26 protein-coding genes are annotated in these 25,553 nt (G+C 58.8%); 17 read left to right on the plus strand and 9 right to left on the minus strand.

Annotated elements, in window-relative coordinates; all coding sequences use genetic code 11:
- Positions 1-125: 125 nt before the first annotated feature.
- The gene (locus tag GA0061100_RS02725) at positions 126-1,328 is read right to left on the minus strand and encodes a pyridoxal phosphate-dependent aminotransferase (RefSeq protein WP_075851060.1); all 1,203 of its coding nucleotides are present in this window, start codon (positions 1,326-1,328) and stop codon (positions 126-128) included.
- A gap of 632 nt (positions 1,329-1,960) precedes the next feature.
- Between GA0061100_RS02725 and GA0061100_RS02735 the strand changes: the two genes are divergently transcribed.
- The 4 genes from GA0061100_RS02735 to GA0061100_RS02750 all read left to right on the plus strand — a co-directional run bounded on the left by GA0061100_RS02735 (position 1,961) and on the right by GA0061100_RS02750 (position 5,410).
- Entirely contained in the window at positions 1,961-3,121 is a 1,161-nt protein-coding gene (locus GA0061100_RS02735; RefSeq protein ID WP_075851062.1) for a PQQ-dependent sugar dehydrogenase, read from the plus strand.
- 98 nt (positions 3,122-3,219) lie between these two features.
- Positions 3,220-4,110, plus strand: coding sequence for a DMT family transporter (locus tag GA0061100_RS02740; RefSeq protein ID WP_075851063.1), 891 nt, complete (start codon positions 3,220-3,222; stop codon positions 4,108-4,110).
- Positions 4,111-4,608: 498 nt separating this feature from the next.
- The gene (locus GA0061100_RS02745; protein ID WP_004116423.1) at positions 4,609-4,824 is read left to right on the plus strand and encodes a cold-shock protein; all 216 of its coding nucleotides are present in this window, start codon (positions 4,609-4,611) and stop codon (positions 4,822-4,824) included.
- A 148-nt stretch (positions 4,825-4,972) separates the two neighbouring features.
- The gene (locus GA0061100_RS02750) at positions 4,973-5,410 is read left to right on the plus strand and encodes a BA14K family protein (protein ID WP_075851064.1); all 438 of its coding nucleotides are present in this window, start codon (positions 4,973-4,975) and stop codon (positions 5,408-5,410) included.
- Between the two features lie 63 nt (positions 5,411-5,473).
- Here GA0061100_RS02750 and GA0061100_RS02755 read toward each other — a convergent pair whose 3' ends face one another.
- A complete protein-coding gene (locus tag GA0061100_RS02755) occupies positions 5,474-6,118 on the minus strand; it encodes an MBL fold metallo-hydrolase (RefSeq protein WP_075851065.1) in 645 nt (214 codons plus the stop codon).
- Between the two features lie 246 nt (positions 6,119-6,364).
- Between GA0061100_RS02755 and GA0061100_RS02760 the strand changes: the two genes are divergently transcribed.
- The 6 genes from GA0061100_RS02760 (at position 6,365) to GA0061100_RS02785 (ending at position 11,245) form a co-directional block, all read left to right on the plus strand.
- The gene (locus GA0061100_RS02760; RefSeq protein ID WP_075851066.1) at positions 6,365-7,012 is read left to right on the plus strand and encodes a DUF1236 domain-containing protein; all 648 of its coding nucleotides are present in this window, start codon (positions 6,365-6,367) and stop codon (positions 7,010-7,012) included.
- 246 nt (positions 7,013-7,258) lie between these two features.
- Entirely contained in the window at positions 7,259-7,522 is a 264-nt protein-coding gene (locus GA0061100_RS02765) for a hypothetical protein (RefSeq protein WP_075851067.1), read from the plus strand.
- Positions 7,523-7,996: 474 nt separating this feature from the next.
- Entirely contained in the window at positions 7,997-8,467 is a 471-nt protein-coding gene (locus tag GA0061100_RS02770) for a MarR family winged helix-turn-helix transcriptional regulator (RefSeq protein ID WP_208621518.1), read from the plus strand.
- Positions 8,468-8,543: 76 nt separating this feature from the next.
- Positions 8,544-9,245 carry a response regulator gene (locus GA0061100_RS02775; RefSeq protein ID WP_075851069.1) on the plus strand — a complete coding sequence of 234 codons (702 nt, stop codon included), beginning with the start codon at positions 8,544-8,546 and terminating at the stop codon, positions 9,243-9,245.
- Between the two features lie 23 nt (positions 9,246-9,268).
- A complete protein-coding gene (locus tag GA0061100_RS02780; RefSeq protein WP_075851070.1) occupies positions 9,269-10,651 on the plus strand; it encodes an ATP-binding protein in 1,383 nt (460 codons plus the stop codon).
- A 12-nt stretch (positions 10,652-10,663) separates the two neighbouring features.
- Positions 10,664-11,245, plus strand: a complete 582-nt coding sequence (locus tag GA0061100_RS02785) for a DUF1349 domain-containing protein (RefSeq protein WP_075851071.1) — start codon at positions 10,664-10,666, stop codon at positions 11,243-11,245.
- Between the two features lie 33 nt (positions 11,246-11,278).
- On the opposite strand, the gene GA0061100_RS02790 is transcribed toward GA0061100_RS02785, so the two are convergent.
- From GA0061100_RS02790 to GA0061100_RS02805, 4 genes are all read right to left on the minus strand, one after another.
- Entirely contained in the window at positions 11,279-11,620 is a 342-nt protein-coding gene (locus tag GA0061100_RS02790) for a tRNA-binding protein (RefSeq protein WP_075851072.1), read from the minus strand.
- Positions 11,621-11,741: 121 nt separating this feature from the next.
- Complete coding sequence (gene proC / locus GA0061100_RS02795; protein WP_075851073.1) at positions 11,742-12,581, minus strand: pyrroline-5-carboxylate reductase; 840 nt, start codon at positions 12,579-12,581, stop codon at positions 11,742-11,744.
- Position 12,582: 1 nt separating this feature from the next.
- Positions 12,583-13,083, minus strand: a complete 501-nt coding sequence (locus GA0061100_RS02800) for a type III secretion system chaperone family protein (RefSeq protein ID WP_069612651.1) — start codon at positions 13,081-13,083, stop codon at positions 12,583-12,585.
- A 390-nt stretch (positions 13,084-13,473) separates the two neighbouring features.
- On the minus strand, positions 13,474-13,734 hold the full coding sequence (locus GA0061100_RS02805; RefSeq protein WP_015340603.1) for an accessory factor UbiK family protein: 261 nt from the start codon (positions 13,732-13,734) through the stop codon (positions 13,474-13,476).
- A 264-nt stretch (positions 13,735-13,998) separates the two neighbouring features.
- Between GA0061100_RS02805 and lgt the strand changes: the two genes are divergently transcribed.
- The 6 genes from lgt (at position 13,999) to GA0061100_RS02835 (ending at position 20,106) form a co-directional block, all read left to right on the plus strand.
- Positions 13,999-14,886: a prolipoprotein diacylglyceryl transferase gene (gene lgt, locus GA0061100_RS02810; RefSeq protein ID WP_075851863.1), complete on the plus strand. Its 888-nt coding sequence runs from the start codon at positions 13,999-14,001 to the stop codon at positions 14,884-14,886.
- Between the two features lie 77 nt (positions 14,887-14,963).
- The gene (locus GA0061100_RS02815; protein ID WP_075851074.1) at positions 14,964-16,061 is read left to right on the plus strand and encodes a class I SAM-dependent methyltransferase; all 1,098 of its coding nucleotides are present in this window, start codon (positions 14,964-14,966) and stop codon (positions 16,059-16,061) included.
- Positions 16,062-16,199: 138 nt separating this feature from the next.
- Positions 16,200-16,982 carry a peptidoglycan editing factor PgeF gene (pgeF, locus tag GA0061100_RS02820; protein ID WP_075851075.1) on the plus strand — a complete coding sequence of 261 codons (783 nt, stop codon included), beginning with the start codon at positions 16,200-16,202 and terminating at the stop codon, positions 16,980-16,982.
- A 1-nt stretch (position 16,983) separates the two neighbouring features.
- On the plus strand, positions 16,984-18,135 hold the full coding sequence (locus tag GA0061100_RS02825; RefSeq protein WP_075851076.1) for a M24 family metallopeptidase: 1,152 nt from the start codon (positions 16,984-16,986) through the stop codon (positions 18,133-18,135).
- Between the two features lie 54 nt (positions 18,136-18,189).
- A complete protein-coding gene (locus GA0061100_RS02830; RefSeq protein WP_075851077.1) occupies positions 18,190-19,068 on the plus strand; it encodes a hypothetical protein in 879 nt (292 codons plus the stop codon).
- A gap of 105 nt (positions 19,069-19,173) precedes the next feature.
- Complete coding sequence (locus tag GA0061100_RS02835; RefSeq protein WP_075851078.1) at positions 19,174-20,106, plus strand: ribose-phosphate pyrophosphokinase; 933 nt, start codon at positions 19,174-19,176, stop codon at positions 20,104-20,106.
- A gap of 14 nt (positions 20,107-20,120) precedes the next feature.
- Here GA0061100_RS02835 and GA0061100_RS02840 read toward each other — a convergent pair whose 3' ends face one another.
- From GA0061100_RS02840 to GA0061100_RS02850, 3 genes are all read right to left on the minus strand, one after another.
- Positions 20,121-21,356 (minus strand): MFS transporter, encoded by a 1,236-nt coding sequence (locus GA0061100_RS02840; protein WP_075851079.1) that lies wholly within the window; start codon positions 21,354-21,356, stop codon positions 20,121-20,123.
- Between the two features lie 25 nt (positions 21,357-21,381).
- On the minus strand, positions 21,382-22,842 hold the full coding sequence (locus GA0061100_RS02845; protein WP_075851080.1) for a hypothetical protein: 1,461 nt from the start codon (positions 22,840-22,842) through the stop codon (positions 21,382-21,384).
- 109 nt (positions 22,843-22,951) lie between these two features.
- Positions 22,952-24,394 carry a hypothetical protein gene (locus GA0061100_RS02850; protein WP_075851081.1) on the minus strand — a complete coding sequence of 481 codons (1,443 nt, stop codon included), beginning with the start codon at positions 24,392-24,394 and terminating at the stop codon, positions 22,952-22,954.
- 301 nt (positions 24,395-24,695) lie between these two features.
- Between GA0061100_RS02850 and GA0061100_RS02855 the strand changes: the two genes are divergently transcribed.
- Positions 24,696-25,313, plus strand: a complete 618-nt coding sequence (locus GA0061100_RS02855; RefSeq protein ID WP_075851082.1) for a 50S ribosomal protein L25/general stress protein Ctc — start codon at positions 24,696-24,698, stop codon at positions 25,311-25,313.
- Positions 25,314-25,553: the final 240 nt, after the last annotated feature.

Genomic DNA, 25,553 nt, shown 5'->3' on the forward strand with positions numbered 1-25,553 from the left:
TGCGACGACCGGCGGATTCAAATTGCGAAACGCTTGAATCAACGAATGAAGATGAAACCGGCAACCTGAATACGAAAAAGCCCGCCATCTCTGGCGGGCTTTTCAATTGAACGATTATGGATTGCTTACTTGCAGGCGCCGCAGAAGCGCTGGATGCGGCGGCAAGCTTCTTCGAGCAGCTCTTCCGAAGTCGCATAGGAGATGCGGAAGTTCGGGCCGAGGCCGAAGGCGGAGCCGTGAACGACGGCAACGCCTTCCGATTCCAGCAGCTCGGAGACGAAGTCCTCGTCCGTCTCGATGACCTTGCCGGTCGGCGCCGTCTTGCCGATCAGGCCAGCGCAGGACGGATAGACGTAGAAGGCACCTTCCGGAACCGGACACGAAATGCCCTTCGCCTGGTTCAGCATCGATACGACGAGGTCGCGGCGACCTTCGAAGATCTTCTTGTTCTGTGGAATGAAGTCCTGCGTCCCGTTCAGCGCCTCAACGGCAGCCCACTGGGCGATCGAGGTCGCGCCTGAGGTCTGCTGACCCTGGATCATGTCCATGGCCTTGATGAGCTGCAGCGGGCCGGCAGCGTAGCCGATACGCCAGCCGGTCATCGCGTAGGCCTTGGAAACACCATTCATCGTCAGCGTGCGGTCATAGAGGCTCGGCTCGACTTCGACCGGTGTGGCGAATTTGAACTCGCCATAGGTCAGGTGCTCATACATGTCGTCGGTCAGGATCCAGACATGCGGATGCTTGACCAGCACGTCCGTCAGCGCCTTCAGCTCGGCATGCGAATAGGCAGCGCCCGACGGGTTGGACGGCGAGTTGAACATGAACCACTTGGTCTTCGGCGTGATCGCCTTCTCGAGATCGGCGGGCTGGAGCTTGAAGTTGTTGGCCTGCGTCGTCGCGACGAAAACAGGCGTACCGCCGCACAGCGCAACCATTTCCGGGTAGGAAACCCAGTAAGGCGTCGGGATGATGACTTCATCGCCTGGGTTCAGCGTCGCCATGAAGGCGTTGAACAGGATCTGCTTGCCACCCGTGCCGACGATCGTCTGCTCCCAGGTATAGTCGAGATTGTTCTCGCGCTTGAACTTGGCGGCGATCGCCTTGCGCAGTTCCGGAATACCGGAAACCGGCGTGTACTTCGTTTCGCCGCGATTGATCGCGTCGATGGCGGCCTTCTTGATATTATCGGGCGTATCGAAATCCGGCTCACCGGCACCAAGGCCGATCACGTCGCGTCCTTTTGCTTTCAGCTCGCGCGCTTTCTGGGAAACGGCGATGGTGGCAGAAGGCTTTACACGGGAAAGAGCGTCGGCAAGAAAGGCCATGGTGATCGGTCCTATTCGGTTGAAAATGGCAGAAAGCCTGCGGACCAGATTTCTGCGCTAAGCTCTATGTCGAATATGGGCCGACGTTTCAAGCACAAAGGCGTCACAGTGGCTTTATTTCATGGCTTTCCGGGCCATACGCTGTAGCTTCTCTTATCCGGCTAGAGCCGGATGATTTTAGGTCTGTTCGACCTAAAATCTGAATCCGCTCTAGAATCAAAGAAATAGAGCGTGATGTCGTCCGAAAACCGCCCACACTTTTCGGCATCACGCTCTGGAAGCCTGCCTGGGAAAACGATACGCCTCTTTCGCCCGGGCTTGATCGATTGCGGGCAGACTCCGGCAATCCATGCGAACTTGAATCATCACGCGAAGCGCCTGAATCAGATTCTGAAGACCATGCAAATTGCCAATGCAGATCAAATACTTCCCTGACATGCGCTTCTGGAGACACAAGCCGTGCGCTCCTTGCATGGCGAGCGCTTCGATTTGCAGAAGGGCTAGAGAGGCCCAAAGGGCCTGCCTCCGCCGCAAGCAAGAACACAAAGACGTTATCGGCTCCGCAATCGACCTTGAATGGCAATCGATAGGTCCCACCTTGCGAAAACAAGGCTATTGGGGAGGTCGGATAGATGCGCGCTACGAGAACGGAGCCGGGAAGAACGGGATTTTCGATCGCCTTGATCGCTTGCGCCATACTGTCGGCAACATCAGCTCTTGCCGAGCCGGCGCAGACCATCAAAACGCAAAAGGTGACCGTCAAGGTCGAGAGGATAGCGACAGGGCTTGAACACCCCTGGGCGGTGGAAGTGCTGCCGGATGGCGCCTACCTCGTGACCGAGCGGCCGGGCCGCATGCGCCTTGTCCGCGATGGAAAGGTTTCAGCCCCGATTTCCGGTGTCCCCGAGGTCTATGCGCACGGCCAGGGCGGTCTGCTCGACATAGCCCTTGATCTTAAATTCTCCAGCAATCGTACCCTCTATTTCACTGCCTCCGTGGCAGGCGAAGGCGGAAGCGGCACGGCCGTCTTTCGCGCCAAATTATCGCCGGACGAAAAGCAGCTGACGGATGTGAAGCGCATCTTCGTGATGAACAAGCTGTCGCGCGGCAACATCCAATATGGTTCGCGCATTGCGATTGCCCGCGACGGCAGCCTCTTTGTCAGCCTCGGCGATCGTGGCCAGCAGGACCGCGCCCAGGACTTTCACGACGACGCCGGCTCCATCATCCACATAGAAGCCGATGGCAGCATCCCCGCCAACAATCCGTTCAAAGATGGCAGGAGCGCTTTGCCTGAAATCTGGTCGAAGGGCCACCGCAACCCGCAGGGCATTACTTTCGACAGTGCGATGAACAGGCTCTATACGGTCGAACACGGCGCCAGGGGTGGCGATGAAATCAACACGCCCGAGGCCGGCAAGAACTACGGCTGGCCCATCATCTCCTACGGCGTCAATTATAACGGCACCAAGATCGGCATCGGGACCGCCAAAGCGGGCATGGAACAGCCTCACTTCTATTGGGACCCTTCGATCGCGCCAGGTGCTGGTGTCGTCTATCGCGGCAAGATGTTTCCCGAATGGAACGGCGACTTCCTGGTGACCGCGCTGAAGTTCGAGCTGCTATCGCGGCTGAGCCAGGATGGCAAAGGCAAGATCACTGAACAGGAGCGCATGTTTGACGGTAAATTCGGGCGCCTGCGTGATATCACGGTCGCGCCCGATGGCGCGCTGCTGATCACAACCGATGAAGACAACGGCTCGCTTCTGAGGGTTTCAAGGGCTGCAAGCTAGCCGTCAGCGCTTCGCTTCGGTCATCTTTCGGCCTTGCCGCAAGCAAAAGCAGCTGCTAACGGTCGCCTCACCCTTCCTCCCCTTCCCGCAGGATGCAGATGTCTCGCATACAGGCGAATTTGTTGTTGTTGCTTGCCGCCGCGATCTGGGGCGGCGGTTTCGTTGCGCAATCGACAGCGATGAAGTCGATCGGACCCTTCTGGTTCATCGGCCTGCGATTTGCGGTAGCAACCCTCGTGGTCCTGCCTTTCGTGTGGATGGAAAACAGGAAAGCCGCTAGGCCGTTGACACAACGTAACTGGCTCTCCTTCGTGCTGATCGGGATCGCGCTCTTTGGCGGCGCGGCAACACAGCAGCTCGGCCTTCTGACGACGACGGTCACGAATTCCAGCTTCATAACCGGCCTTTACGTGGTCTTCGTGCCGCTGATTGCCGTTATCTTCCTGCGCCGTTCGCCGCATTGGGTCATCTGGCCCGCAGCCTTGATGGCGCTTTGCGGGATCTACCTGCTCTCGGGCGGCTCCTTCTCGCACCTGACCATCGGCGACTTCCTGACCGTCATCTGTGCCCTCTTCTGGGCAGCTCAAATCACGCTTGCCGGCTCTGCCGTCAACGAAACCGGCCGGCCGCTCGGCATTTCCGCCACGCAATTTGCCGTCACCGCTGCTCTTGCTCTTGCGGTTGCCGTCGCCATCGAGCCGATCAGTCTCGCCGATATAAGTGCCGCACTCGGCGAAATCCTTTATGTCGGCATCTTTTCCTCCGGCCTGGCTTTTGCGCTGCAGATCATCGGCCAGCGTTATACGACCGCGCCGCAGGCCGCGATCTTCCTGTCTTCGGAGGCACTGTTCGGCGCTTCGCTCGGCGCCTTGCTTCTCGGCGAAACCATAGGCCCGCTCGGCTATGCCGGCTGCGCCTTGATGTTTACAGCGATGCTGGCGGTGGAATTGGTGCCGGAATTGACTCGCCGGCGCGACGCAACTGCGTAAAAAGCGCCGGAAATGCGCGGTTTTAGCCGCTCCTCCATGCAGCTTGCCAAAATTTTTCGAACGATCGAAAACGGTCGTTCACACCAGCGGATTTGGGGAAATTTCGCCAAAACTATATCGCGAGCGATGCAAAACCCTTAGAAACTTGTTTCAAAGTGGGAAAATTTGCGAATCGCCTTAACATATTCGCGTTACGGTATTGTGCCTGTTGTGCCACGTTAAAAAACTTTTGCTTGCCAATTTCCCATAAACACAGCACTCTCAATGGTGTTCGGGCATTTTTAGAGCATGGGAAGTCCTAATAGAATTGCGCGCCGGAAACGCTAATATTCCGGTCAGCTTGATCAAGAAGCGGGGTGGCAAACATCGCATCGAGATCACGCCGAGTTACGGGGACCTTTTCCTTCAAATTTCGAGAACTGCCTGCAAGCGCCCGCAAGGGCAATACAAGTAATGCTGCCCGTGTGGATGGTGGGCAGAGAGAAAAGGACCTGAGGCATGGCCGAGACTGGCACTGTAAAGTTTTTCAATACCGATAAGGGCTTCGGTTTCATCAAACCGGACAAGGGTGGTGCGGACATCTTTGTACACATTTCTGCAGTTCAGGCTTCTGGTCTGGCAGGATTGTCGGAAAACCAGAAGGTAAGCTTCGACACGGAACCGGATCGCCGCGGCAAGGGACCGAAGGCCGTCAATCTGCAGATTGCTGGCTAAGACACCTTACGGCTTTCAAATTCGAGTTGAGGCCCGGCAGCAATGCCGGGTTTTGTCATTCAGTCTGCATTCAGTTTGCCACGTATAATTTGCCTCCCATGAAAGAGCGGGAATGACTTTTGTCCCGCTTCCGTTAGAGGATAGGCCAATGACCATACTCGGCAAAACCCTCGTCATGTCCGCCGTCGCCGCGGCATTGACGGTCACCTCCATCAGCGCTGCTTCCGCTGATGAATATTGGCGCCACCGCAACCGTGACGGTTGGGCGCTCGGTGCTGCCGGGCTCGCAACCGGCCTGATCGTCGGCTCCGCCATTGCCAGCCAGCCCCGCTATGTCGAACCGGCCCCGGCCTATGTCGATCCGGGCTATGACGCACCTCCCCCCGGTTACTATTATCGCCCAGCACCGCGCCGTGTCTATGTCGAGCGTGACGTCAGCTATTACGCGCCGCCGCCGGCATACGGCCTGCGTCCCTGGTCGCCCGCCTGGATGCGCTATTGCTACGACCGTTACAGAAGCTTCGACAGCCGTTCCGGCACCTATGTCGGCTATGACGGCATGCGCCACTTCTGCACGGCCGACTGATTTCCGGCCGCACCAGAATCATAAGACGAGGAACCGAAGCGCCGCTTTCGAGCGGCGCTTTCTTTATAGCCCGCGCAGGAAGGGATTGCTGCGACGCTCGTCGCCGATCCGGCTGCCCGGCCCATGGCCACAGATGAAACCGACTTCATCACCCAACGGGAAGACCTTGTCGCGGATCGATTCCAAAAGCTGCTGGTGATTGCCACCGGGCAGATCGGTTCTGCCGATCGAGCCGTTGAACAGTACGTCGCCGAGATGGGCAAAGCCCTGCTTCCGGTTGACATAGATGACATGGCCGGGCGCGTGGCCGGGGCAATGGAAAACCTCGAATTCATGCTCGCCGAAGGAGACCTTGTCACCCTCCTTCAGGAAGCGGTCCGGCGTGACGTTGCGCACGCCGCTGATGTTGAACATCTTGCCCTTGGCTTCGATATCTTCAAGCAGGAAGCGATCGTCCTCATGCGGGCCGATCACCTCGATGCCGAGTGCCTCGCGCACCTCGTCGGCACCGCCGGCATGATCGATATGGCCGTGTGTCAGCCAGATGGCCTTCAGGGTGATACCGTTCTCGCGCACCGTCTGCAGGATGATATCAACATCGCCGCCCGGATCGACCACCACGCCCTCCTTCGTCTCCGGATCGAACAGGATGGTACAATTCTGTTCGAAAGGGGTCACCGGAATGATGCCGGCCTGGAGCATGCCCATAGAGCGCCTCGTCTGTTTGATCGTCGTACTGCCGGTATAGCGGCAAACATCAGGCAAAACAGCCCCTGAACCTTTAAAGTCGTGCGAACGCCTGCAAGCGAAGCTCGATATTCGAGAATACCCATCTACTTCAAATGGTTATTTCCCTTCCTCGTCGAACGATAGTCCGTTGGCGTCCGGCAAACCGGAACACTCAGGCACTCGAAACGTTGAAGATAAGTCTTTCAAGACAGAAGGAGAAAACCAATGTCCTTGAAAAGAAATCTGTTGCTGGCCGGCTTTGTCCTTCTCGGCAGTGCGGGTCTCGCCCAGGCCGAGATGGCCGCAACCACCGCCACGGATATAGAAGTTCGTTCCGGGCCGGGTGCGGAATTCCCGACGGTCGGCGTCGCCACACGAGGATCGGAAGCAACGCTGGACGGATGCGTCGAAGGTAGCCGCTGGTGCCGGGTCGACGTCAATGGCATGCGCGGCTGGGTCTATGCGCAATATCTAAGCGTCGAACAGAATGGCACCTCGGTCGTCGTCCAGGACCATCGGGATGATCTGGGCATCCCCACCATCACCTATGAACAGACCGATCCGGTCCGGACTGGCAGCGTCCAGCGCGTCCAGCGCGTTCAACCCGGTCCGAACGATCAATTGCTGGGTCCCGTCGACCAGAACGACGGCGATATCGCGGCAGTAACCCCTCCTGAGGAAGTCCGGACCTATATCGACGACAACCCGGTCGATACGGTTCAGTTGAGCGGCGATCTGACGGTCGGCGCCATGGTTCCGCAAAGCGTGGAAGTTCACCGCATTCCAGATTACCAATATAGCTACGTCGAGGTGAACCACCAACCCGTACTGGTCGATCCGGGCACACGCCGCATCGTGTACGTCTACCGCTGATTCGCCCGCCAAGACCGTGCAAGATGGCGAAATTGACATGCGGCTGGACGGCCGCATGTCCAAACCACGGATTTCCCCTGAAATTATTAGGAAATTCTCCCGTTTGAGTTGCCCTTCTATTTCCAGCGATCCGTGCATGATGTAATCCTAATATCGATGAGGATTATCGCCGCTCCCTGGTATCGATCCGGGACGCCGCGAGAGGGCATCCGGAAGCGTCTCCGGAACTATGGGAGAAGGGCAGTCATGGAAAGTCTAGGGCCTATCATCACGCAATTGATTGCCGGTGCGATCGGTGGCAACGCCGCTAGCGCCGTTTTGAAGCAGGACGGGATCAATCTCGTTGCGAGAACGATCGCCGGGGCCGTGGGTGGCCTTGGCGGCGGCCTGATCCTGAACCTGATCGGCAGCGAAGCTCTTACCGGCCTCATCGCGCAAGGCATATCGTCGTTGGTGGCTGGTGGCGTGCTCTCCGGGATCGTCGGCGCCGTTCTCGGCCGCAAGTCGTAACTAGATCGGATCGCACAAGCCGGGCCTAGCAATTACCCGGCTTGTGCGGATCGATACGCAATTCTGTTTGGCAACAGGCGCACCTCGCCCGTGCCTTGACGTAGGTGGCACGGAAAAGATGCTGCCTTCACGATCTTTGCCGTCTTCGACGGTCGGATATGCGCGGCTCTTATAAGCCAGGGCGCCTGTCTCTCGTCCTATTGTCCTCAGACGATCCCGCCGCAATGCCCTTGGGTTGCCATCCGTTATATTCACCACCCCTTATGCGTGAGTGGGACAGATAAAAATGCAGGATATGTTGGAGTTTTTGCGCGAGCGCGCTTAATTTCCCGATAGAGCAGTCCCGTTCGAGCCACGCGGCATTGTGCGAAGGCGGGTGACGGCGTAAAAATGTGTCAATAGAGCTGACATATTTTTACGGAAGTTTCCCGAATGCTCCATTATAGGAAAGGAAATGCCACGGTGCCACGACAGATGAGCCAGAATGCGGCAAAGACGGAACTGCTGGGCACACCGATGCAGAACGCAGGAAGCATTGATTTCGAAATTATCGAGCTGCTTTTCTTCGCCTACCGCGACTTTGTCTCCGATCCGGACCAGATCCTCGTCAAGAGTGGTTTCGGCCGGGCTCATCATCGCGTCGTCCATTTCGTTAACCGCGAACCCGGCATGACGGTTGCGGACCTGCTGGAAACATTGCAGATCACCAAACAGAGTTTGGCGCGGGTTCTCAAACAATTGATCGATTCGGGTTATATTCGCCAGGTCGCAGGTCCGGAGGATCGGCGGCAGCGCAAACTGTACCCGACCCAAGCGGGTCGCGATCTGGCGCTGGCGCTTGCCGAGCCGCAATCGCGCCGCATTGAAAGGGCATTCGAAGGCGCATCTGAAGCGACGCGCGAAAGCGTGAAGCGTTTCCTGAGGGGAATGCAGACCGAGAAATGATGGCACTCCTGCCCGTGGGGCCGGTGCGGAATGCGTCAACTCAATCGATGGGTAGGACAGGATCGAGACGGACCGAATGACGACAAAAGCAGTAATCTCGGATGACGCAGCACATCTTCTGGTGGTGGACGACGACACGCGTATCCGTGCCCTCCTCAACCGTTATCTCATGGAGAAGGGTTTTCGCGTCACGGCTGCCGCCGATGGCGCCGAAGCCCGTCGCAAGCTGGAAGGGCTGGACTTCGATCTCATCATCATGGATGTGATGATGCCCGGCGAATCCGGCATTGCGCTGACGGCGAGCCTGCGCGCGATCAAGAACATTCCGATCATCATGTTGACAGCACTTGCCGAAGCCGACTCCCGCATAGCAGGCCTCGAGGCTGGCGCGGATGATTATCTGCCAAAGCCCTTCGACCCGCGCGAACTGGTGCTGCGCGTCAACAATATCCTGCGTCGCAACGCGCCCGCCGATTCCCCGAAGATCGAGCTTGTGATGTTCGGACCTTACACGTTTTCGCTCACCCGCAAGGAGCTCAAGAAGGCGGCGGAACTCATCCGGCTAACCGATCGTGAGCAGGAAATCATGCTGCTGTTTGCCAAGCGCGCCGGCGAGACGATCCCGCGCCACGAGCTCATCGGCAATGATGCAGAAGTGGGCGAGCGGACGATCGACGTGCAGATCAACCGGTTGCGCCGCAAGATTGAAGATGACCCGGCCAACCCAATCTGGCTGCAGACGGTGCGTGGCATCGGCTACCGCCTTAGCATAGACTGAGATCGGCTCCGCGGGACCAGGTGATGGTGACATTCGATTCGATCAGACGCGACCAGGATCATACGCCGTCCAACGGATTACGGTGGCTTTCGCGCTGGATGCGTCGCTATGTCCTGCCGACCGGCCTTTATGCCCGGTCATTGCTGATCTTCATCCTGCCGATGATCATCCTGCAGGCGGTCGTCACCATCGTCTTCATGGAGCGCCACTGGCAGATGGTGACGCAGCGCCTGTCGATGGCGACCACACGCGACATCGCCGCCATCATCACTATCATTCAGACCTATCCGCAGGATGCCGACTATTCAGCCATCACCCAGATGGCGCGCCAGAAGCTCGATCTCGCCATTTCGATCGAGCCCGGTGGCGAGCTGCCGCCACCGGGCGAAAAACCCTTCTTTTCGATCCTCGATGGCATTCTGAGCGACGAAATCCGCGATCAGATCAATCTGCCCTTCTGGATCGATACCGTCGGCAACTCCAGTCTGGTCGAGATCCGCATCAAACTTCCTGACAAGGTGCTGCGCGTCTTTGCCAAGCGTAGCCAGACCTATGCATCGAACACGCATATCTTCATCCTCTGGATGGTCGGCACCTCGCTGGTGTTGATCGGTATCGCCGTCCTGTTCCTGCGAGGCCAGATCCGCCCGATCCTGGCACTGGCGCAAGCGGCCGAAAGCTTCGGCAAGGGACAGCGGCTGGAAAACTACTCTCCCCGCGGCGCCGACGAAATACGCCGCGCGGGCCTTGCCTTCATCCTGATGCGCGAACGCATCGAACGGCAGATCGAGCAGCGCACGGCGATGCTGTCCGGCGTCAGCCACGATCTGCGCACGGTCCTCACCCGCTTCAAGCTGCAGCTCGCCCTTGTCGGTGAAAATCCGGATCTTGTCGGCCTCAGCGAAGATGTGGAAGACATGCAAAGCATGCTTGAGGGCTATATGGCCTTCGCACGCGGCGAGGCCGAAGAAGATGTCGGACAATTCAAGCTCAGCGATATCTTCGAGAAGATCCAGCAAGACTTCACGCTGCACGGGAAGTCCATGAGCTTCTCCATCGACGGTGACAATCAAATCTCCGTCCGGCCGAATGCATTTACTCGCCTGGTGACGAACCTCGCCACCAACGCCCGGCGCTACGCCAACAGCCTCCGCATCGAAGCCAGACACAGCGCCAAATGGCTGACGATCATCTTCGATGATGATGGCCCCGGCATTCCTGTCGCGGCGCGGGATGATGTCTTCAAACCGTTCTTCCGGCTGGATTCGGCCCGCAATCTCGACAAGTCAGGTACAGGCCTCGGCCTTGCCATCGCACGCGACATCGCCCGCAGCCATGGCGGCAATGTCACGCTTGGCGATAGCCCGCTCGGCGGTCTGCGCGCCACCATCCGCATTCCTGCCTGAGGGGGAGATCATATGCCGATCGATATCGATGGCATGCACTGGCTGAATGCGCCGCCGATGTGGGAGGTGAACCAGGGACGCCTGTTCGTCCAATCCGGCAACAAGACCGATTTCTGGCAGGAAACCTACTACGGTTTCCACCGCGACGACGGTCATTTTCTCGGAATGCCCCGCCGCGGCGATTTCACCGCGGAAGTAACCTTCATCGGGCATTATCGCGCGCTTTACGATCAGGCCGGCTTGATGATCCGCCACGATGCCAGGCACTGGATGAAATGCGGGATAGAATATACCGACGGCGCCAAGCATTTCAGCGTCGTCGTCACCAATGGCAACTCCGATTGGTCTGCCTTCCGGCTCGATCATGAGTTCGATGCCCTGTCGGCGCGGGTCACCCGCAACGGGGACGCCCTCTTCATCCAGTATCGCACCGACCGGATGAGCGAGTGGCGCATGGCGAGGCTTGCCTGGTTCGATCCCACACTGGAAGAGGTGTTGGCAGGTCCAGCCTTCTGCTCGCCGCAACGTGAAGGCTTCGAGGCGGAATTTCTCGATTTCAGCCTGACTGACCCGGTCTCAAGGGATATTCACTGAACCCTTCCCTTTCGACTGCGAAAGGGGCGCCGCTCACATCATCCTCTTGCCGTTCGGCACCGGTTGGGTCACGGCGGCCAGAACGATCGCGCCGGACTCGTCCTCGAAACCGAGGGTCAGCACTTCGGAGCGAACCGGCCCGATCTGGCGTGGCGGAAAATTGACGACGGCCAGCACCTGCCGGCCGACAAGGGTTTCAGGCGTATAATGTACGGTAATCTGCGCAGAGGAGCGCTTGATGCCGATCTCCGGCCCGAAATCGATCTTGAGCTTGTAAGCGGGCTTGCGCGCTTCCGGAAAAGTTTCCGCTTCGATGATCGTTCCGACACGGATATCCACCCGCTCGAAATCGCCATAGGTGATCTCTTCCGTCATATCCTGCCCTTTATCGAAAACCTGGAACGGTTCAGCGTTTCGTGGAACTGCTGAACCGTTCCAGCTCTTCGCTTTTACGCAATTCCGGACGGAAAACCGCTATGCACTTTTCCTGAAATTGCTAGCCGGCCAGTTCCTGCGCCCGTTTGCGCGCCGCTTCGAGAGCCGCATCGAACAAGGGCTGCATGCCGTCCTCTGCCATCAAAACACTCAGCGCCGCCGCCGTCGTCCCACCTGGAGACGTCACGTTCTGGCGCAAGCGCGAAGCGTCGTCGGGAGACTGGTGCAACAATTCACCAGCCCCCGCGACGGTTTCCCGTGCAAGGCGCATGGCGAGGTCCGCCTGCAGGCCGAGCTTCCGGCCCGCCTCCGCCATGCATTCCACGAGATAGAAAACATAGGCAGGCCCACTGCCCGAAACTGCAGTCACCGAATCAATATCGGCCTCACCGGGCACCCACTCGACCGGACCGGACACTTTCAACAGGTTTTGGACCAGCTGCCGCTGGCGATCACTCACGCGCTCATTGGCAAAAGCACCCGTCACGCCACGCCCAACCATGGCGGGCGTGTTCGGCATGGCGCGCACCATCGCCGCTTCGCCTAGATGCGTTTCAAGCGCAGAGAGAGTTTTGCCGGCCGCGATCGAGACGACGACCGTCGTCTCCCCCACAAGCGGCTTGAACGGCGGCAGAACCGCGTCCATCAGTTGCGGCTTGACGGCGATGAAGAGAACTCCCGCCGCCACGCCTTTCGGAACCTCAGTGACATGACTTGCGCCGGCATCCGCAATCATTTTGCGCATCGCTTCGGCCGGATTTGGGTCGACGACGATGACGGACGATCCCGGCACGCCGCTTTTCAGCCACCCCGTCAACAATGCGCCACCCATATTGCCCGCGCCGATCAGGACGATCGGCCCGAAGGATGCAAATGCATTGGCGGATTGTTCACCTGTCATGTCACGCTTCGCCTACCGTTTCAAAAAGTACGGCTTCCATGGCGCGGTTTGCATCGAGCCCGGACCATACAACAAATTGGAAAGCCTGATAGTAAGCCTCACAGGTGTCAAGCGCGTTGGAAAGCAGCACCTCCACCTGCCGGTTGGTAGGCTCCGCCCCGCCCGACAGGAGCAGCGATTGGCGGAAGATGACGATGTCCTCCTGGCGCCACAGATCGAAGTGGCCCATCAGCACCTGCCCGTTGATGCAGGACAAGAGCTTGATCACCTCATTGACGCGCGGGTCCGGAACCTTGACATCGAACGCGCAGGCTATGTGCAGCGCCTCGAATTCCTCCATCCAGGAGAACGAGACGTGATAGTCGGTCCATCGCCCTTCGACGGTCATGGCGATTTCGTCCTCGCCGGACCGTTCGAACGACCAGTCGTTGTTGGCAGCAACGAATTCGATCATGTCGACCGGATTTGATTGTCGTTCGGCTTCCATTTCCATAAGGCTCATGCAGCACCTTCTTGACCGGATCGGTTGCAGTTTTCCCGTGGCTCAACACTGAAAGAACGCAAACAATTTTACTCCGGAAACATACTCGGGATGATGTTGAACGGCTGCCAGACTAACGCTTCCACCATGCCCGGGGCTTACCAAGTCCGTTTCGAATCATCATTTAAAATCAGTGTATAGTGGCATGCCCGGCATGCCAGCCCCTGAGTGGTGATTTTGGAAACGGCACTGTGGAAAGCTCTTCCGACGTCTATTCAGAAGGGAGTCATAACCGACTCTGGCAATTGGCTTTTTTGCCTATGTCCACAGGTGGAAAAACAGACGGAAATTTTCAGAGGAAAAAGGCACGGCAAACGAGTGCCGCGCCGATCTGCAAACGGAAGTCCAGGCTTATTTGCCCTTGGAAGCAAGCTTGGTTTCGAGCGCTTCGATTCTTGCGAGCAGCGCCTCGTTTTCGTCGCGCGCCTTGATCGCCATTTCGCGAACGGCTTCGAATTCCTCGCGCTTGACGATATCCATGCTGTTCAGCCAGCGCTCGGCATGGGCATTGAAGGCGGTCTCGATTTCGCGGCGCACGCCCTGGGCAGCACCGGCGGCATCGGTCATCAGCTTGGCGAATTCATCCAAGATTCGGTTCGGTCCAGTGCTCATGGCAATCTCCTTGCGGCCGTCGGCCCTCAACGGTCAGGCATCGATACGGGCCAGATAGTGCTGAGGTAAGATTTCCAAGGGGCCGATGCAAGCAAATTGAGATAGGACTGGACAACCGGAGCCCCGATCTCGGCCGGATCAACAATCGACTTGACCGTTTCGACAGCGAACGCCATGTTCCGCGCACATTTTGGATATTTAGCATGATCCTGCCCCGAAATGGCACGGTGCTTTCGGGAACATGCTGCAACGGGCCTGACGATCTTGCTGACATCCGCCAATCTCGCCGCCATCCTGCCGTTTCCGGACATCGACCCGGTCGCCGTCTCCCTCGGTCCGATTTCAGTTCATTGGTATGGACTTGCCTATGTCGCTGGCATTCTGCTCGGCTGGTTCTACGCAAGGCGGCTGGTCGATAACGGCAAGCTCTGGCTGAGCGATACCGCGCCGATGACGCGCCAGCACCTGGATGACTTCATCCTCTGGGTCGCCTTCGGCATCGTTCTCGGCGGTCGCATCGGCTATATCCTCTTCTACGATCTCGATCCGGTGCTGGCCAATCCGATCCGCGCCATCGAGGTCTGGAATGGCGGCATGTCCTTCCACGGTGGATTAATAGGCACGACTATCGCCATGATCTTGTTTGCAAGACGCAACCAGATCCCAGCCTGGAGCCTGTTCGATATCGTCGCCGCCGTCGCGCCGATCGGCCTTTTCTTCGGCCGCATCGCCAATTTCATCAACGGCGAGCTTTGGGGCCGGGTGAGCGACGTCCCCTGGGCGATGGTCTTCTGCAGCCCGCATGTGATCGCCGCCCATAACGGCGTTTGTCCTGCAGGTCCCGATCCGCGCCACCCCAGCCAGCTTTACGAGGCCGGCATCGAAGGCATTATACTGTTCCTCGTGCTCTTCATCCTCACGCGCTGGGCGTTGGCGCTGAAAAAGCCGGGCACGGTCAGCGGTATTTTTGTCATCGGCTATGCCTTCTCGCGTATTTTTGTCGAATTCTTCCGTCAGCCTGACGAACAGCTCGGCTATCTGCTCGGCACCAACTGGCTGACGATGGGCATGGTGCTGTCGCTTCCGATGGTCGCCATCGGCCTGTGGGCAGTCATCCGTGCACGGCAGGCAGCTGCAAGGCAGATGGCTTGAGGTAGGGTTCAATATCGCGTGGTCCTTGTAGGAACGGCTCCCAGTCTGTCTGGACCACGCATTAGCGAAAGCAGAGAATGACGACGGCGCTCGGGGAAAAAATCAAAGCCATCATCCGCACAAACGGGCCATTGAGCATCACGGATTATTTTTCGCTGTGCCTCGCCGATCCGGTGCATGGTTATTACAAGACGCGTGAACCCTTCGGCCAGTCCGGCGATTTCGTCACAGCGCCGGAAGTCAGCCAGCTATTCGGCGAGATGATCGGCGTCTTCATGGTGCATGCCTGGCAGCGGCACGGAACGCCTGCCGATGTGCGCCTCGTCGAAATCGGACCTGGCCGCGGCACGATGATGTCGGACATGCTGCGTGTCATCGGCAAGCTCGCGCCGCCGCTCTACGATGTCATGACGGTGCATCTCGTCGAGACCAGCGAGCGCCTGCAAGGCTTCCAGCGCCAGACCCTCGAAGCCTATGGCGCAAAAATCTCCTGGCATACGGACTTTGGCGAAGTGCCTGAAGGTTTCACCCTGCTCGCCGCCAACGAACTCTTCGACGCCATTCCGATCCGTCAGTTCGTCCGCACCGCCAATGGCTTCCGCGAGCGCACGGTCGGCCTCGACGTCAATGACGAACTGAGTTTCACGGCGGGCGTGGCCGCGCTCGATCCGGCTCTTCTTCCTGAGGGCGACCCGCCGCCGATCGGCACGATTTTCGAAATCGCCCCCGCTCGCCAGGCCGTCATGACGGCAATCTGCGACCGGCTGGCATCCCATGGCGGCACCGCGCTTGCCATCGACTACGGTCACATGACGACGGGTTTCGGCGACACGCTGCAGGCCGTGCGTATGCACGAATACGACCCGCCGCTGGAACATCCGGGCGAGGCGGATCTCACCAGCCACGTCGATTTCCAGCATCTGGCGCAAACGGCGCTCGCATCGGGCCTGCATATCAACGGCTGCTGTCATCAGGGCGATTTCCTCGTCGGGCTCGGCCTGCTGGAGCGCGCCGCCGCCCTCGGCCGCGACCAGGATGCGGCAACGCAGGAGAATATTCGCGTCGCCGTGGAGCGGCTTGCGGGTGCCGGCGAAGGCAAGATGGGAGAGCTTTTCAAGGTGCTGGCGGTCTCCAGCCCGGCGATCGACCTCCTGCCCTTTCGGCCCATCAGCTGATAGTTCGGCCAACAATCCTTGCGGATTGACAGGGCGCGGCGGCCTGGGCCAACATTCCCCGACGATCGAACTGCTTCGCCGCGGCTGCGTTATTCATCGCACGACAGGCTGAACCAAGATATCTAAGGAACACTCTCGTTGCCGACACCACTTGCAAGCACGCTGCTGAGCGCCGCCGAGACTTCCGGCATTCGTCATGGCTATTTCACCCGCGTCGGCGGCGTTTCGGAAGGTCTCTATCGCGGATTGAACGTCGGCCTCGGTTCGCATGACGAACGCGCGCACGTGCAGGAAAACCGCCGTCGTGTCGCCGGCTGGTTCGGCTTGCCCGTCGAGCGGCTTGCCACCGTGCATCAGATCCATTCACCCGACGTCGTGACCATCGACGCCCATTATGACGGCAGCCGACCGCAGGCCGACGCGATGGTGACGGCCTCGCCGGGCATCGCGCTTGGTGTGCTTGCCGCCGATTGTGGCCCCATCCTTTTCGCCGATCCGGAAAATCGGGTCATCGGCGCCGCCCATGCCGGCTGGAAGGGCGCGCTGACGGGCGTGCTGGAGAATACCATCGAAGCGATGGTGGCGCTCGGCGCGAAACGCGGGGCAATCATCGCCTGCCTCGGCCCCTCGATCAGCCAGACAAGCTATGAAGTCGGTCCCGAATTCGTCGAACGCTTCCTCGCCCACGATCCCGACTATGCCCAATATTTCGCTCCTTCGGAGCGCGACGGCCATGCCATGTTCGATCTGCCGTCCCTCACGGTCGATCGCCTGCGCAAGGCCGGCGTCACGGCTGAAAGCCTGAACCTCTGCACCTATCCGGACCCGGAGCGCTTTTTCTCCTATCGGCGCACGACGCATGCCAAGGAGCCGGATTATGGGCGCCAGATTTCCGCCATCGCCATCGGGGAGGCAGCTTGACATGGCCCTGCATTTCGAACGCAGCGAATTCGAGGCTCGTCTGGCGCGGCTGCTTGCAAGGATGCAGGAAGAAAAGCTCGATGCCATGCTGCTCTTTGCACAGGAGAGCATGTATTGGCTGACCGGCTACGATACGTTCGGCTTTTGCTTTTTCCAGACGCTGGTCGTCAAGGCGGATGGATCGCTGACGCTCCTGACGCGCTCGGCTGACCTGCGCCAGGCGCAACTTACCTCTGTCATTACCGACATCCGTATCTGGGTCGATCGCGTCAACGCCGATCCGACGCTCGATCTCAAGGAGCTTTTGTCCGACCTCGATCTTCTCGGCGCCCGTATCGGCATCGAATATGACACCCATGGCATGACGGGCCGCATCGCTCGCCTGCTCGATCATCAGCTTGCGAGCTTCGGACAGATCATCGACGCCTCCTATCTTGTAAGCCGTCTGCGCCTGACCAAGAGCCCGGCGGAAATCGCTCATGTCGAACGCGCTGCCGCGCTGGCCGACGATGCCTTAGATGCCGCCCTCTCTTTAGCCAAGCCGAGTGCTGATGAATCAGATATCCTCGCAGCCATGCAGGGCGCAGTCTTTTCAGGTGGTGGCGATTATCCCGCCAACGAATTCATCATCGGCTCCGGTGTGGAAGCCCTGCTCTGCCGCTACAAGTCCGGCCGCCGCAAGCTCGACGCCAACGACCAGCTGACGCTCGAATGGGCCGGTGTCGATGCCCATTACCATGCCGCCATGATGCGCACCGTCGTCATCGGCACTCCCAGCCACCGCCATCGCGAGCTCTTCAGTGCCTGCCTGGAAACCCTGCAGGCGATCGAAACGATCCTGATGCCGGGACACACCTTCGGCGACGTCTTCGACATGCATGCCAAGATCATGGACGAACGCGGCCTTGCCCGCCACCGGCTGAATGCCTGCGGCTACTCCCTCGGCGCCCGTTTCTCACCCTCCTGGATGGAGCACGAGATGTTCCATATGGGCAATCCGCTGGAGATCCAGGAGAACATGTCGCTCTTCGTGCACATGATCATCATGGATTCCGACAGCGGTACCGCCATGACCCTCGGACAGACCTATCTGACCACCTCGCAGGCACCAAAGGCCCTTTCGCGCCACCCTCTCGAATTTCTTAACCGTTAGGGGCGTAAGATAGCGATCCTGGACGGTAAGACGTCGGGAGAAAGGATCGCGTCAATGGGACTGGTCAGGATAACGTTGACTGTCGCCGGCTTTTGCCTCGCGCTCTCCGCCTGCAATACCACGGACGCCCTGACGCCGCCCGAAGCCATCGGCGATGTCGGCTCCAGCCCGGTCACCCAGCGGGATGTCGAACGAATGGCTTCCGCGCCGCCGCGCCGCCAGGTCTATCAGGACACGCAGGATAGTTACGGTTATCAGCAGCAGACCTCCCAGCAGGCCTATCAGCAGCAAAGCTACGGCGGAAGCGGCACGCTCGATGACCAGGCATCGGCGCTAAGGTCGAGTGGCAGCAATCCTTACGCCTCTCGCCCGCTCGATGGTTCCCGGACCGCCTCCATCGCTCCATCTAACAATCAGTTTTCGGAAGCCGACGAGCAACGCGAGGCCGACCGGCGTCTGTCGGACGATCCACAACCTCAGCAGCAACAGACTGCCGACGATCCTCAGCCGGAACAACAGCAACCGGATCAGCAACAGGCATCGCTGCCCCCCCCAACCGCGGCCGGCGGCAACAGCGTCCGCTTCCTGCCGATCATCGGCGCGCCCGTGGAAGCCGTTACGCCGCTGTCGCGCCAGCTTGGTGCCGATGCCCGCTCGCTCGGCCTGACGATCAAGAGTTCAAGCGATTCCAGCGCCGCCTATATCCTCAAAGGCTATCTTTCCGCCTTTGAAGATGGGCCGCAGATTTCTGTAACCTATGTCTGGGACGTGCTGGATAGTAACGGCAACCGCGTCCACCGCATCCAGGGTTCGGAAAGCGCGCCCCTGAAGCGCGGCGACCCCTGGTCGGCCGTTCCCCCGACGGTCATGCAGAAAATTGCCACCAAAACCATGTCGGAATTCAATTCCTGGCGCGAATCCAACGGTGGATAGCCACAAGCTTTTCAGAAATATGAAAGGTAACGCGCCTCTCCCCCTTGCATTCGAGAGCAAGGCGGTTAAAAGCGCGGCTATCAGGTTGGTAATAGGCGGGCCACAATGAAGGTTTTCGCAGGCAATTCGAACCGGCATCTTGCCGAAGCGATCTGCAATTATCTCAACGTTCCCTTGGGCAAGGCCAGTGTCAGGCGCTTCGCCGACCAGGAGATTTTCGTAGAGATCCAGGAAAATGTACGCGGTGAGGACATATTTGTTGTCCAGCCAACATCGTTTCCAGCCAACGACCATCTCATGGAACTGTTAATCATGATCGATGCTATGCGCCGTTCGTCGGCACGGCGCATCACGGCGGTCCTTCCCTATTTCGGCTACGCCCGTCAGGATCGCAAGGCCGGGCCGCGCACGCCGATCTCGGCAAAGCTCGTCGCAAACCTCATTACCGAGGCTGGGGCCGATCGCGTTCTGACGCTCGATCTGCATGCTGGCCAGATCCAGGGCTTCTTCGATATCCCGACGGACAATCTTTATGCGCTGCCGATCCTGACACACGATATCAGGGTCAACTACGATATCGGCAACGTCATGGTCGTCTCACCTGACGTCGGTGGCGTCGTGCGTGCCCGCGCGCTCGCCAAACGACTCGACTGTCTGCTGGCGATCGTGGACAAGCGCCGCGACCGCCCGGGTGAATCCGAAGTGATGAACATCATCGGCGAAGTGGCCGGCAAGGATTGCATCCTGATCGACGATATCGTCGATTCCGGGGGCACGCTCTGCAACGCCGCCGAAGCGCTATTGAAGAACGGCGCGACCAGCGTCACTGCCTATATCACGCACGGCGTTCTCTCCGGCGGCGCGGTGACCCGCGTGGCAAATTCGAAATTGAAGGAATTGGTGATTACCGATTCCATCCAGCCGACGACCGCCGTGCTGTCGGCGCCGAATATCCGCGTGATCACGACGGCGAGCCTCATCGGCGAAGCCATCAACCGCACCAGCCAGGAAGAATCGGTTTCGAGCCTGTTCGACTGAAGCTTGTGGCCGCCTCAGGTGGCCTTTGCTCGCGCGGGATGCGCCTGTTTCCATGCGAGCAGGCCTATCCCCACCAGGCCCGAGATGAAGACGGCCGCACCCGAGCCCATGATCGAAGGCCCGATGCCGAACCATGCAAACAGGGTCGGCGACATCAGATAGGCCAGAAGCAAGCCGGTGAAGATCGCGCACATCAATAGACGATAGACCTGCGCCAGACGATGCGGCTCGCTGCGCGTCTGCATCAGATGCAGCATGGCAAGGTTCTCGAAAGGGCCGTTGATCGCCGCGAAGCACGCCACGAGCATCAGCGATATCCGATCATGCATCAGCGGCAACAGGAAAACCCCCGATCCGAAGATGAGCTTCGCCACGATGATCCAGACGACCGGCCGGCGCGGCTTGACGCTGCCGAGGATCAGATTGGTGGCCAGGTTGCCGACGCCGTAAGCCGTCATCATCAGGCTGTAGTCGGTCAGCGGATCGGCGCTGGTTTCGCGCAAATGCAGGATCATGCCGAGCAGGATCCCCATCGCCCAGGCGACGTTTCCCATCAGGTTAGTGAAGAGGCCGTAGAGAATTGCCGCATGGCCGCGCGCTGCGCGCCACCCGCCGAGAATGCCGTCCACGACAGCCGCCATTCCGGAGAAATCGCGACGCCGCGGCGCCGTGGGGAGTTTCGCCACCGCCAACCACACGGCAAGCGCCGAGAGCATGAAGGTGGCGGCCGTGACCGTGAAGAACTGGGATTTCGGCAGGAGCCCGTTCACGAGCGCGATCAGGCTTGGACCGAGAATGCGCGCCATGCGACGCGTAGCGTCGAAAAGGCCATTGGTTGCATGTCGAACCTCGGCATCGACCGCAATCGTTGGCAAGGTCGCCTGCAGCGACGGATCGAAAGTCGACGTCAGCAACGCGATGCTTCCGGCAAGCACGATCAACAGCGGCAGGCTCATCAGATGCAAGATCCCCGCCAGCGATAGTGTCAGCAATAAAGCCGCACGCAGCAGATCGGCTGATATCATCGTCGTGCTGTGCCGCCAGCGATCCGTGACGATACCGCCGAACAGGCTGCCAAACAGCAGCGCTCCGGACTGCAATGCGGAAACATATCCCGCATTGCTGCCAATGAAGTCAGCGGCAATCCAGACGACTGCGACCATGTAGAATTCGGAGCCTGTCGCCGCCAGCACCTGGCCGGCCCATAGAAGAGAGATCGAGCGTTGGCTCAGCGGCTTCAGGACAAACATGATCGCATTCTGACTTCGGAGTGATTTACTTCATGACCTGGCCGTTGACCGTCACGTGACCGTCATCGGAAAGATCGATATCCCAGCGCGAGCGTCCGTCGGTATCCGTCTTGGCAAAGCCCTTGGCCATCATCAGACCGAAAGAGAGCTGAGAAAGATCGGCCTTCGTCTTTGCAGCTTCCTGGATGGCAGCAATCGTCTTGTCGAGATCACGGGCAAGAACCGTCATCTTCATGGCGACGCGGTCCTTCTCGTTCAGCCAGCCACGCATGCTGCCGGAAGCTTCGACATCATAGAGACCCGAGACGGCGCTGATCTTCGGGAAGTTGATGGTCATCGTTCCATCGGGGAACATGGCCTTCTGCAGCTTCTCGTCCATTGCCGGGTCGCTCTCCGGATTCTTGAAGTCGACCTGCTGGAAAACGTCCGCCAAAGCCGAGAAATTCAGGTTCGGCACCTGTACCTGGATATCGGCCGCATCAGGGATGAAGGCGATATAGTCCTCAGGGACCAGGCCCGTTTCCAGATCAAGCTTTTCGGCGTCCAATCCGAAATCGGCATTCATGGCATTGGCTGGCCCGGCTACCTTAAAGAAATAGCCCATTTTCTGCAGGCCGCCGTTGCCGAAAGGCGTCGTGACCGCGATATCCTTGATGGCGACGGACTCTTCGAAGGAACCGATGATCGGCATGGCATTCATCAACAAGGCCTTGACCGCCTTGCTGTCGGCATCGGAAAGCGTCTTCTCGTCCTTGTGCTCGGAGACAAACTGCAACAGGGAGTTCACGGCCTTCAAAGGCAGTTTCGTCGCCCCCACATTGAAATCGATCGCCGCGATCTTGATTTCCCCGAGCGTCGCGTCGTCGGACGAAATCTTGTCGTAGAGCGATTGCAGGCTGCCGTTCATCTTGAGATCGAGCCTGCCCGGCTCACCGCTGTCGGCCGATGACAGCGTATAGACGACGCTGTCGGCCGTAGCGTCATTCTTCTGGACGCTTTTGTTTTCGTCAGTGGTCTTTGTCGACAACGTGAAGCCGCTGCCCTTCATATCCATGGAGCGCAGATAATGAAGTGCCGGATCGAAAACACCCTGGAAGGTCGACGACGCCAAGGCATAGCGAAACTCGCTGTCGGAACCGCTTCCGGGCTTCGAGCGGGCCGTCACATCGAAGGCATTGTTGCCTTCGATGTTCCAGAGGCCGCTATCGAGCGGCGTCGCCAGCATCAGCAACGGCTTGAGGCCACTGATGTCGAAACCGCTGACATTCAGCTTGTCGAGGAGCTTCTGTACATCATAGGTCACTTCATAGTGCGCGCTGACCGGCTTGACCGAAATCGCACCGCTCTTTGCGATATCATCGGGCAGGAAATAGGTCAGATTGCCGTAAAGATCCTTGGCGCCTTGTTCGCTGACGTCGGCAGCCTGCACAACGCCGGCCACGCCGGCAGCGAGAACAGCCGCCGTGGCAACCGCTTTGAAACGCATAATTCACCCCCAAATGTATGGAAAAGAAACGTGGAAATCTGGAAAAGACCGACCGGCCTTTCGCATGGAACTTTGTCATCGCCCTGATACGTGGGCCTATCCTCAAACCTCAAGGCTTCTTCATCACCTGTCCGTTGACCGTCACCGTCCGGTCTTCATCTATCGTGACGTCCCAGCGCAGACGGCCGTCCGCGTCGGTCTTGGCAAAACCCTTGGCAGCCAGCAGACTGAAGGAAACGCTGTTCAAGCGAGGCTGGGCTTTGGCGGCCTCCTGAATGGCGGCTACCGTCTTGTCGAAATCGCGCGCGAGGATCGTCGCCTGCAGCGAGATGCTGGAATGCGCCTTGGTCGAACCCTTCAGCTCGCCGGAAACCTCGACATCGTAGACGTCAGACCTTGCGCTGATCTTCGGGAACTCCAGCGTTCCGTAGCCGCTCGGAAACATGGTGCGCTTCAGCGCCTCACCGGAAACCGGCGTCGCCCGTGTGGCAATCGAATCGAGCCCGGCATCGATGAGGCCGGCGAAGTTGATATTGGGCACGCCGAGTTGAACATCCAGCGTCGCGGGCAGGAAAGGCGTAAAGGCAGCCGGCACGAGATCGGCATCCGGCGTGAACTGCTCAGCCCTCAGTTCCAGATTGACGTTCGACGCCTTGGTGAGACCGTCCATCTTGAAACTATAGTCGATGCGCTTGACGCCGACCTTGCCCTTCTCCGTCGCCACCAGTGCGTTATTCACGGTCACGGTCTTGCCGAGCGAACCGAAAACCGGCAGGGCTTGATGCACCAACTGCTCGAATTTCTCGCTGCCGCTTTGCGACAGCTGCTTAGCCTTGACGTGTTGAACGAAGAAACGAAAGAGCGCGCGCAGATCCTTCACCGGCAAGCTCGTCGCAGTGACGTTGGTATCGACGCTATCGGCGCTGAAAGTGATGGGAGCAGCGTCCGGTCGCACCGTAAACTGCTCGCGCAAGCGTTGCAGCGTGCCTTGCAATTGCAGATCGACCTTGCCTGCCTCGCTGCTGTCGGTGACCGTATGGGCAAATGAGGCGCTGTCGATGGTGGCATCGATCTTGCGCCCGCTTTTCGGGCCGCTGCCGGCGCTTGAGAATTTCACGCCGCTGCTCTTGATACCCATCGACCGCATCATTTCGATGGCAGGATCGAAAATGCCGTCGAAGGAACTGGAGGCGATCGAATAGGCAATGTCCGAGGTCGGCGAATGGAGCGCGACATCGAGGCTATTGTCGCCCGTCAGATGCCACCTTCCCTGTTCGACGGGCTGCGCAAAAAGGGAGAGCGGCTTGAAACCCGTTACCGAAAACGCGCTCGAATTGATCTTGTCGAAGAACTTCGCGAGATCGTAGGTAATCTGATATTGATCGCCGGCCGGTTTGACGGTTACGAAATCGCTGCGGGCAAGGTCCTGCGAAAGCGAATGGGTCAGGATGTTGCGGAGTTCCTTGGCGCCTTGCTCATTGACGTCGGCTGCCTGTGATGCGCCGGCAAGACCCATGGAAAAAACCGCGGCGGCGATTGTCCTGGAACGCATGCCCGACCTCTCCTTCTGACCCTAATCGATTGGATTCGACTGTTGATGGGGCTGAGGGTATATGTCAAGACGTTGATAGAAATGGCGCTGCAGGCTTGTTCGCGGCAGTTGCAATGTCACCACAAAGCTTCGCATTCCGGAGGTGCTTGCACCTTTGAGCACTTTGTATTATACGCCACGCGTCCGCGTAGACACCCTTGGAGGCAACGCGGATGAGGCAGGGCATGCCCTCCTCCAGTTCAGTCGATACGGCGTATGACCGAGCGAATGAACTCTCCAAATAACCTCGAAAGGAATAGCTATGAGCCACGAAAGCTACGAGCTCAAGGCCGAGGCGCGCGAACGGGTTGGTAAGGGGTCCGCCCGTGAACTTCGCCGCAATGGTCTGATCCCCGCTGTCATCTATGGTGACAAGCAGGCCCCCATTTCCATCGCTCTCAACACCAATGAGGTGACGAAGCGCATCCACGCCGGCGGCTTCCTGACGACGATCGCAACGATCGACGTCGACGGCAAGAAGATCAAGGTTCTGCCGAAGGACTACCAGCTCGATCCGGTCCGTGACTTCACGGTCCACGTCGATTTCCTGCGCGTTTCCGGCAACACCGCGGTCACCGTTGAAATCCCGGTTCACTTCGAAAACCACGAGAAGTCCCCGGGCCTCAAGGCTGGCGGCGTGCTGAACATCGTTCGCCACGAAGTCGAAGTTCATTGCCCGGCTGACGCGATCCCGGAATTCTTCACCGTTGACCTCACCGGCCTGAAGAGCGGCGACAGCATCCACATCTCGGCCGTCAAGCTGCCGAAGAACGTGACCCCGGTCATCGCCGACCGCGACTTCACGATCGCAACGATCGTTGCTCCGGCAGCTGGCCTTGCTGAAGAAGAAGCAGAAGGCGGCGAAGAAGCCAGCGCCTGATTGGCATCTTCGACCTGAAGCATTGAGACCCGCCTCCCGTTCGGGATGGCGGGTTTTTTCATGTCCGGAAACAAATATTAGAGAAAGTAAAAATAAGAATGTCTTGGAATCTATACTATAGTTGATTTCCATTAACCCCAGAGTTTCAGCAACATTTAACGGATTCATGAAAATCTGCGCGAAAGAGTTGTAGAAAGCGGTGCCCCCTAAATCCGCTGGTCTATGACTGGGGAGCTAACG

Origin of the sequence: Martinezella hainanensis, from assembly GCF_900094555.1 — a bacterium.
In the GTDB taxonomy this organism is placed as follows: domain Bacteria; phylum Pseudomonadota; class Alphaproteobacteria; order Rhizobiales; family Rhizobiaceae; genus Rhizobium; species Rhizobium hainanense.

Excerpts from the sequence above, each read along its gene's own strand:
- GA0061100_RS02725 (WP_075851060.1), bottom strand. The coding sequence starts at position 1,328 with ATGGCCTTTCTTGCCGACGCTCTTTCCCGTGTAAAGCCTTCTGCCACC.
- GA0061100_RS02735 (WP_075851062.1), top strand. The coding sequence starts at position 1,961 with ATGCGCGCTACGAGAACGGAGCCGGGAAGAACGGGATTTTCGATCGCC.
- GA0061100_RS02740 (WP_075851063.1), top strand. The coding sequence starts at position 3,220 with ATGTCTCGCATACAGGCGAATTTGTTGTTGTTGCTTGCCGCCGCGATC.
- GA0061100_RS02745 (WP_004116423.1), top strand. The coding sequence starts at position 4,609 with ATGGCCGAGACTGGCACTGTAAAGTTTTTCAATACCGATAAGGGCTTC.
- GA0061100_RS02750 (WP_075851064.1), top strand. The coding sequence starts at position 4,973 with ATGACCATACTCGGCAAAACCCTCGTCATGTCCGCCGTCGCCGCGGCA.
- GA0061100_RS02755 (WP_075851065.1), bottom strand. The coding sequence starts at position 6,118 with ATGGGCATGCTCCAGGCCGGCATCATTCCGGTGACCCCTTTCGAACAG.
- GA0061100_RS02760 (WP_075851066.1), top strand. The coding sequence starts at position 6,365 with ATGTCCTTGAAAAGAAATCTGTTGCTGGCCGGCTTTGTCCTTCTCGGC.
- GA0061100_RS02765 (WP_075851067.1), top strand. The coding sequence starts at position 7,259 with ATGGAAAGTCTAGGGCCTATCATCACGCAATTGATTGCCGGTGCGATC.
- GA0061100_RS02770 (WP_208621518.1), top strand. The coding sequence starts at position 7,997 with ATGAGCCAGAATGCGGCAAAGACGGAACTGCTGGGCACACCGATGCAG.
- GA0061100_RS02775 (WP_075851069.1), top strand. The coding sequence starts at position 8,544 with ATGACGACAAAAGCAGTAATCTCGGATGACGCAGCACATCTTCTGGTG.
- GA0061100_RS02780 (WP_075851070.1), top strand. The coding sequence starts at position 9,269 with ATGGTGACATTCGATTCGATCAGACGCGACCAGGATCATACGCCGTCC.
- GA0061100_RS02785 (WP_075851071.1), top strand. The coding sequence starts at position 10,664 with ATGCCGATCGATATCGATGGCATGCACTGGCTGAATGCGCCGCCGATG.
- GA0061100_RS02790 (WP_075851072.1), bottom strand. The coding sequence starts at position 11,620 with ATGACGGAAGAGATCACCTATGGCGATTTCGAGCGGGTGGATATCCGT.
- proC (WP_075851073.1), bottom strand. The coding sequence starts at position 12,581 with ATGACAGGTGAACAATCCGCCAATGCATTTGCATCCTTCGGGCCGATC.
- GA0061100_RS02800 (WP_069612651.1), bottom strand. The coding sequence starts at position 13,083 with ATGAGCCTTATGGAAATGGAAGCCGAACGACAATCAAATCCGGTCGAC.
- GA0061100_RS02805 (WP_015340603.1), bottom strand. The coding sequence starts at position 13,734 with ATGAGCACTGGACCGAACCGAATCTTGGATGAATTCGCCAAGCTGATG.
- GA0061100_RS02815 (WP_075851074.1), top strand. The coding sequence starts at position 14,964 with ATGACGACGGCGCTCGGGGAAAAAATCAAAGCCATCATCCGCACAAAC.
- GA0061100_RS02825 (WP_075851076.1), top strand. The coding sequence starts at position 16,984 with ATGGCCCTGCATTTCGAACGCAGCGAATTCGAGGCTCGTCTGGCGCGG.
- GA0061100_RS02830 (WP_075851077.1), top strand. The coding sequence starts at position 18,190 with ATGGGACTGGTCAGGATAACGTTGACTGTCGCCGGCTTTTGCCTCGCG.
- GA0061100_RS02835 (WP_075851078.1), top strand. The coding sequence starts at position 19,174 with ATGAAGGTTTTCGCAGGCAATTCGAACCGGCATCTTGCCGAAGCGATC.
- GA0061100_RS02840 (WP_075851079.1), bottom strand. The coding sequence starts at position 21,356 with ATGTTTGTCCTGAAGCCGCTGAGCCAACGCTCGATCTCTCTTCTATGG.
- GA0061100_RS02845 (WP_075851080.1), bottom strand. The coding sequence starts at position 22,842 with ATGCGTTTCAAAGCGGTTGCCACGGCGGCTGTTCTCGCTGCCGGCGTG.
- GA0061100_RS02850 (WP_075851081.1), bottom strand. The coding sequence starts at position 24,394 with ATGCGTTCCAGGACAATCGCCGCCGCGGTTTTTTCCATGGGTCTTGCC.
- GA0061100_RS02855 (WP_075851082.1), top strand. The coding sequence starts at position 24,696 with ATGAGCCACGAAAGCTACGAGCTCAAGGCCGAGGCGCGCGAACGGGTT.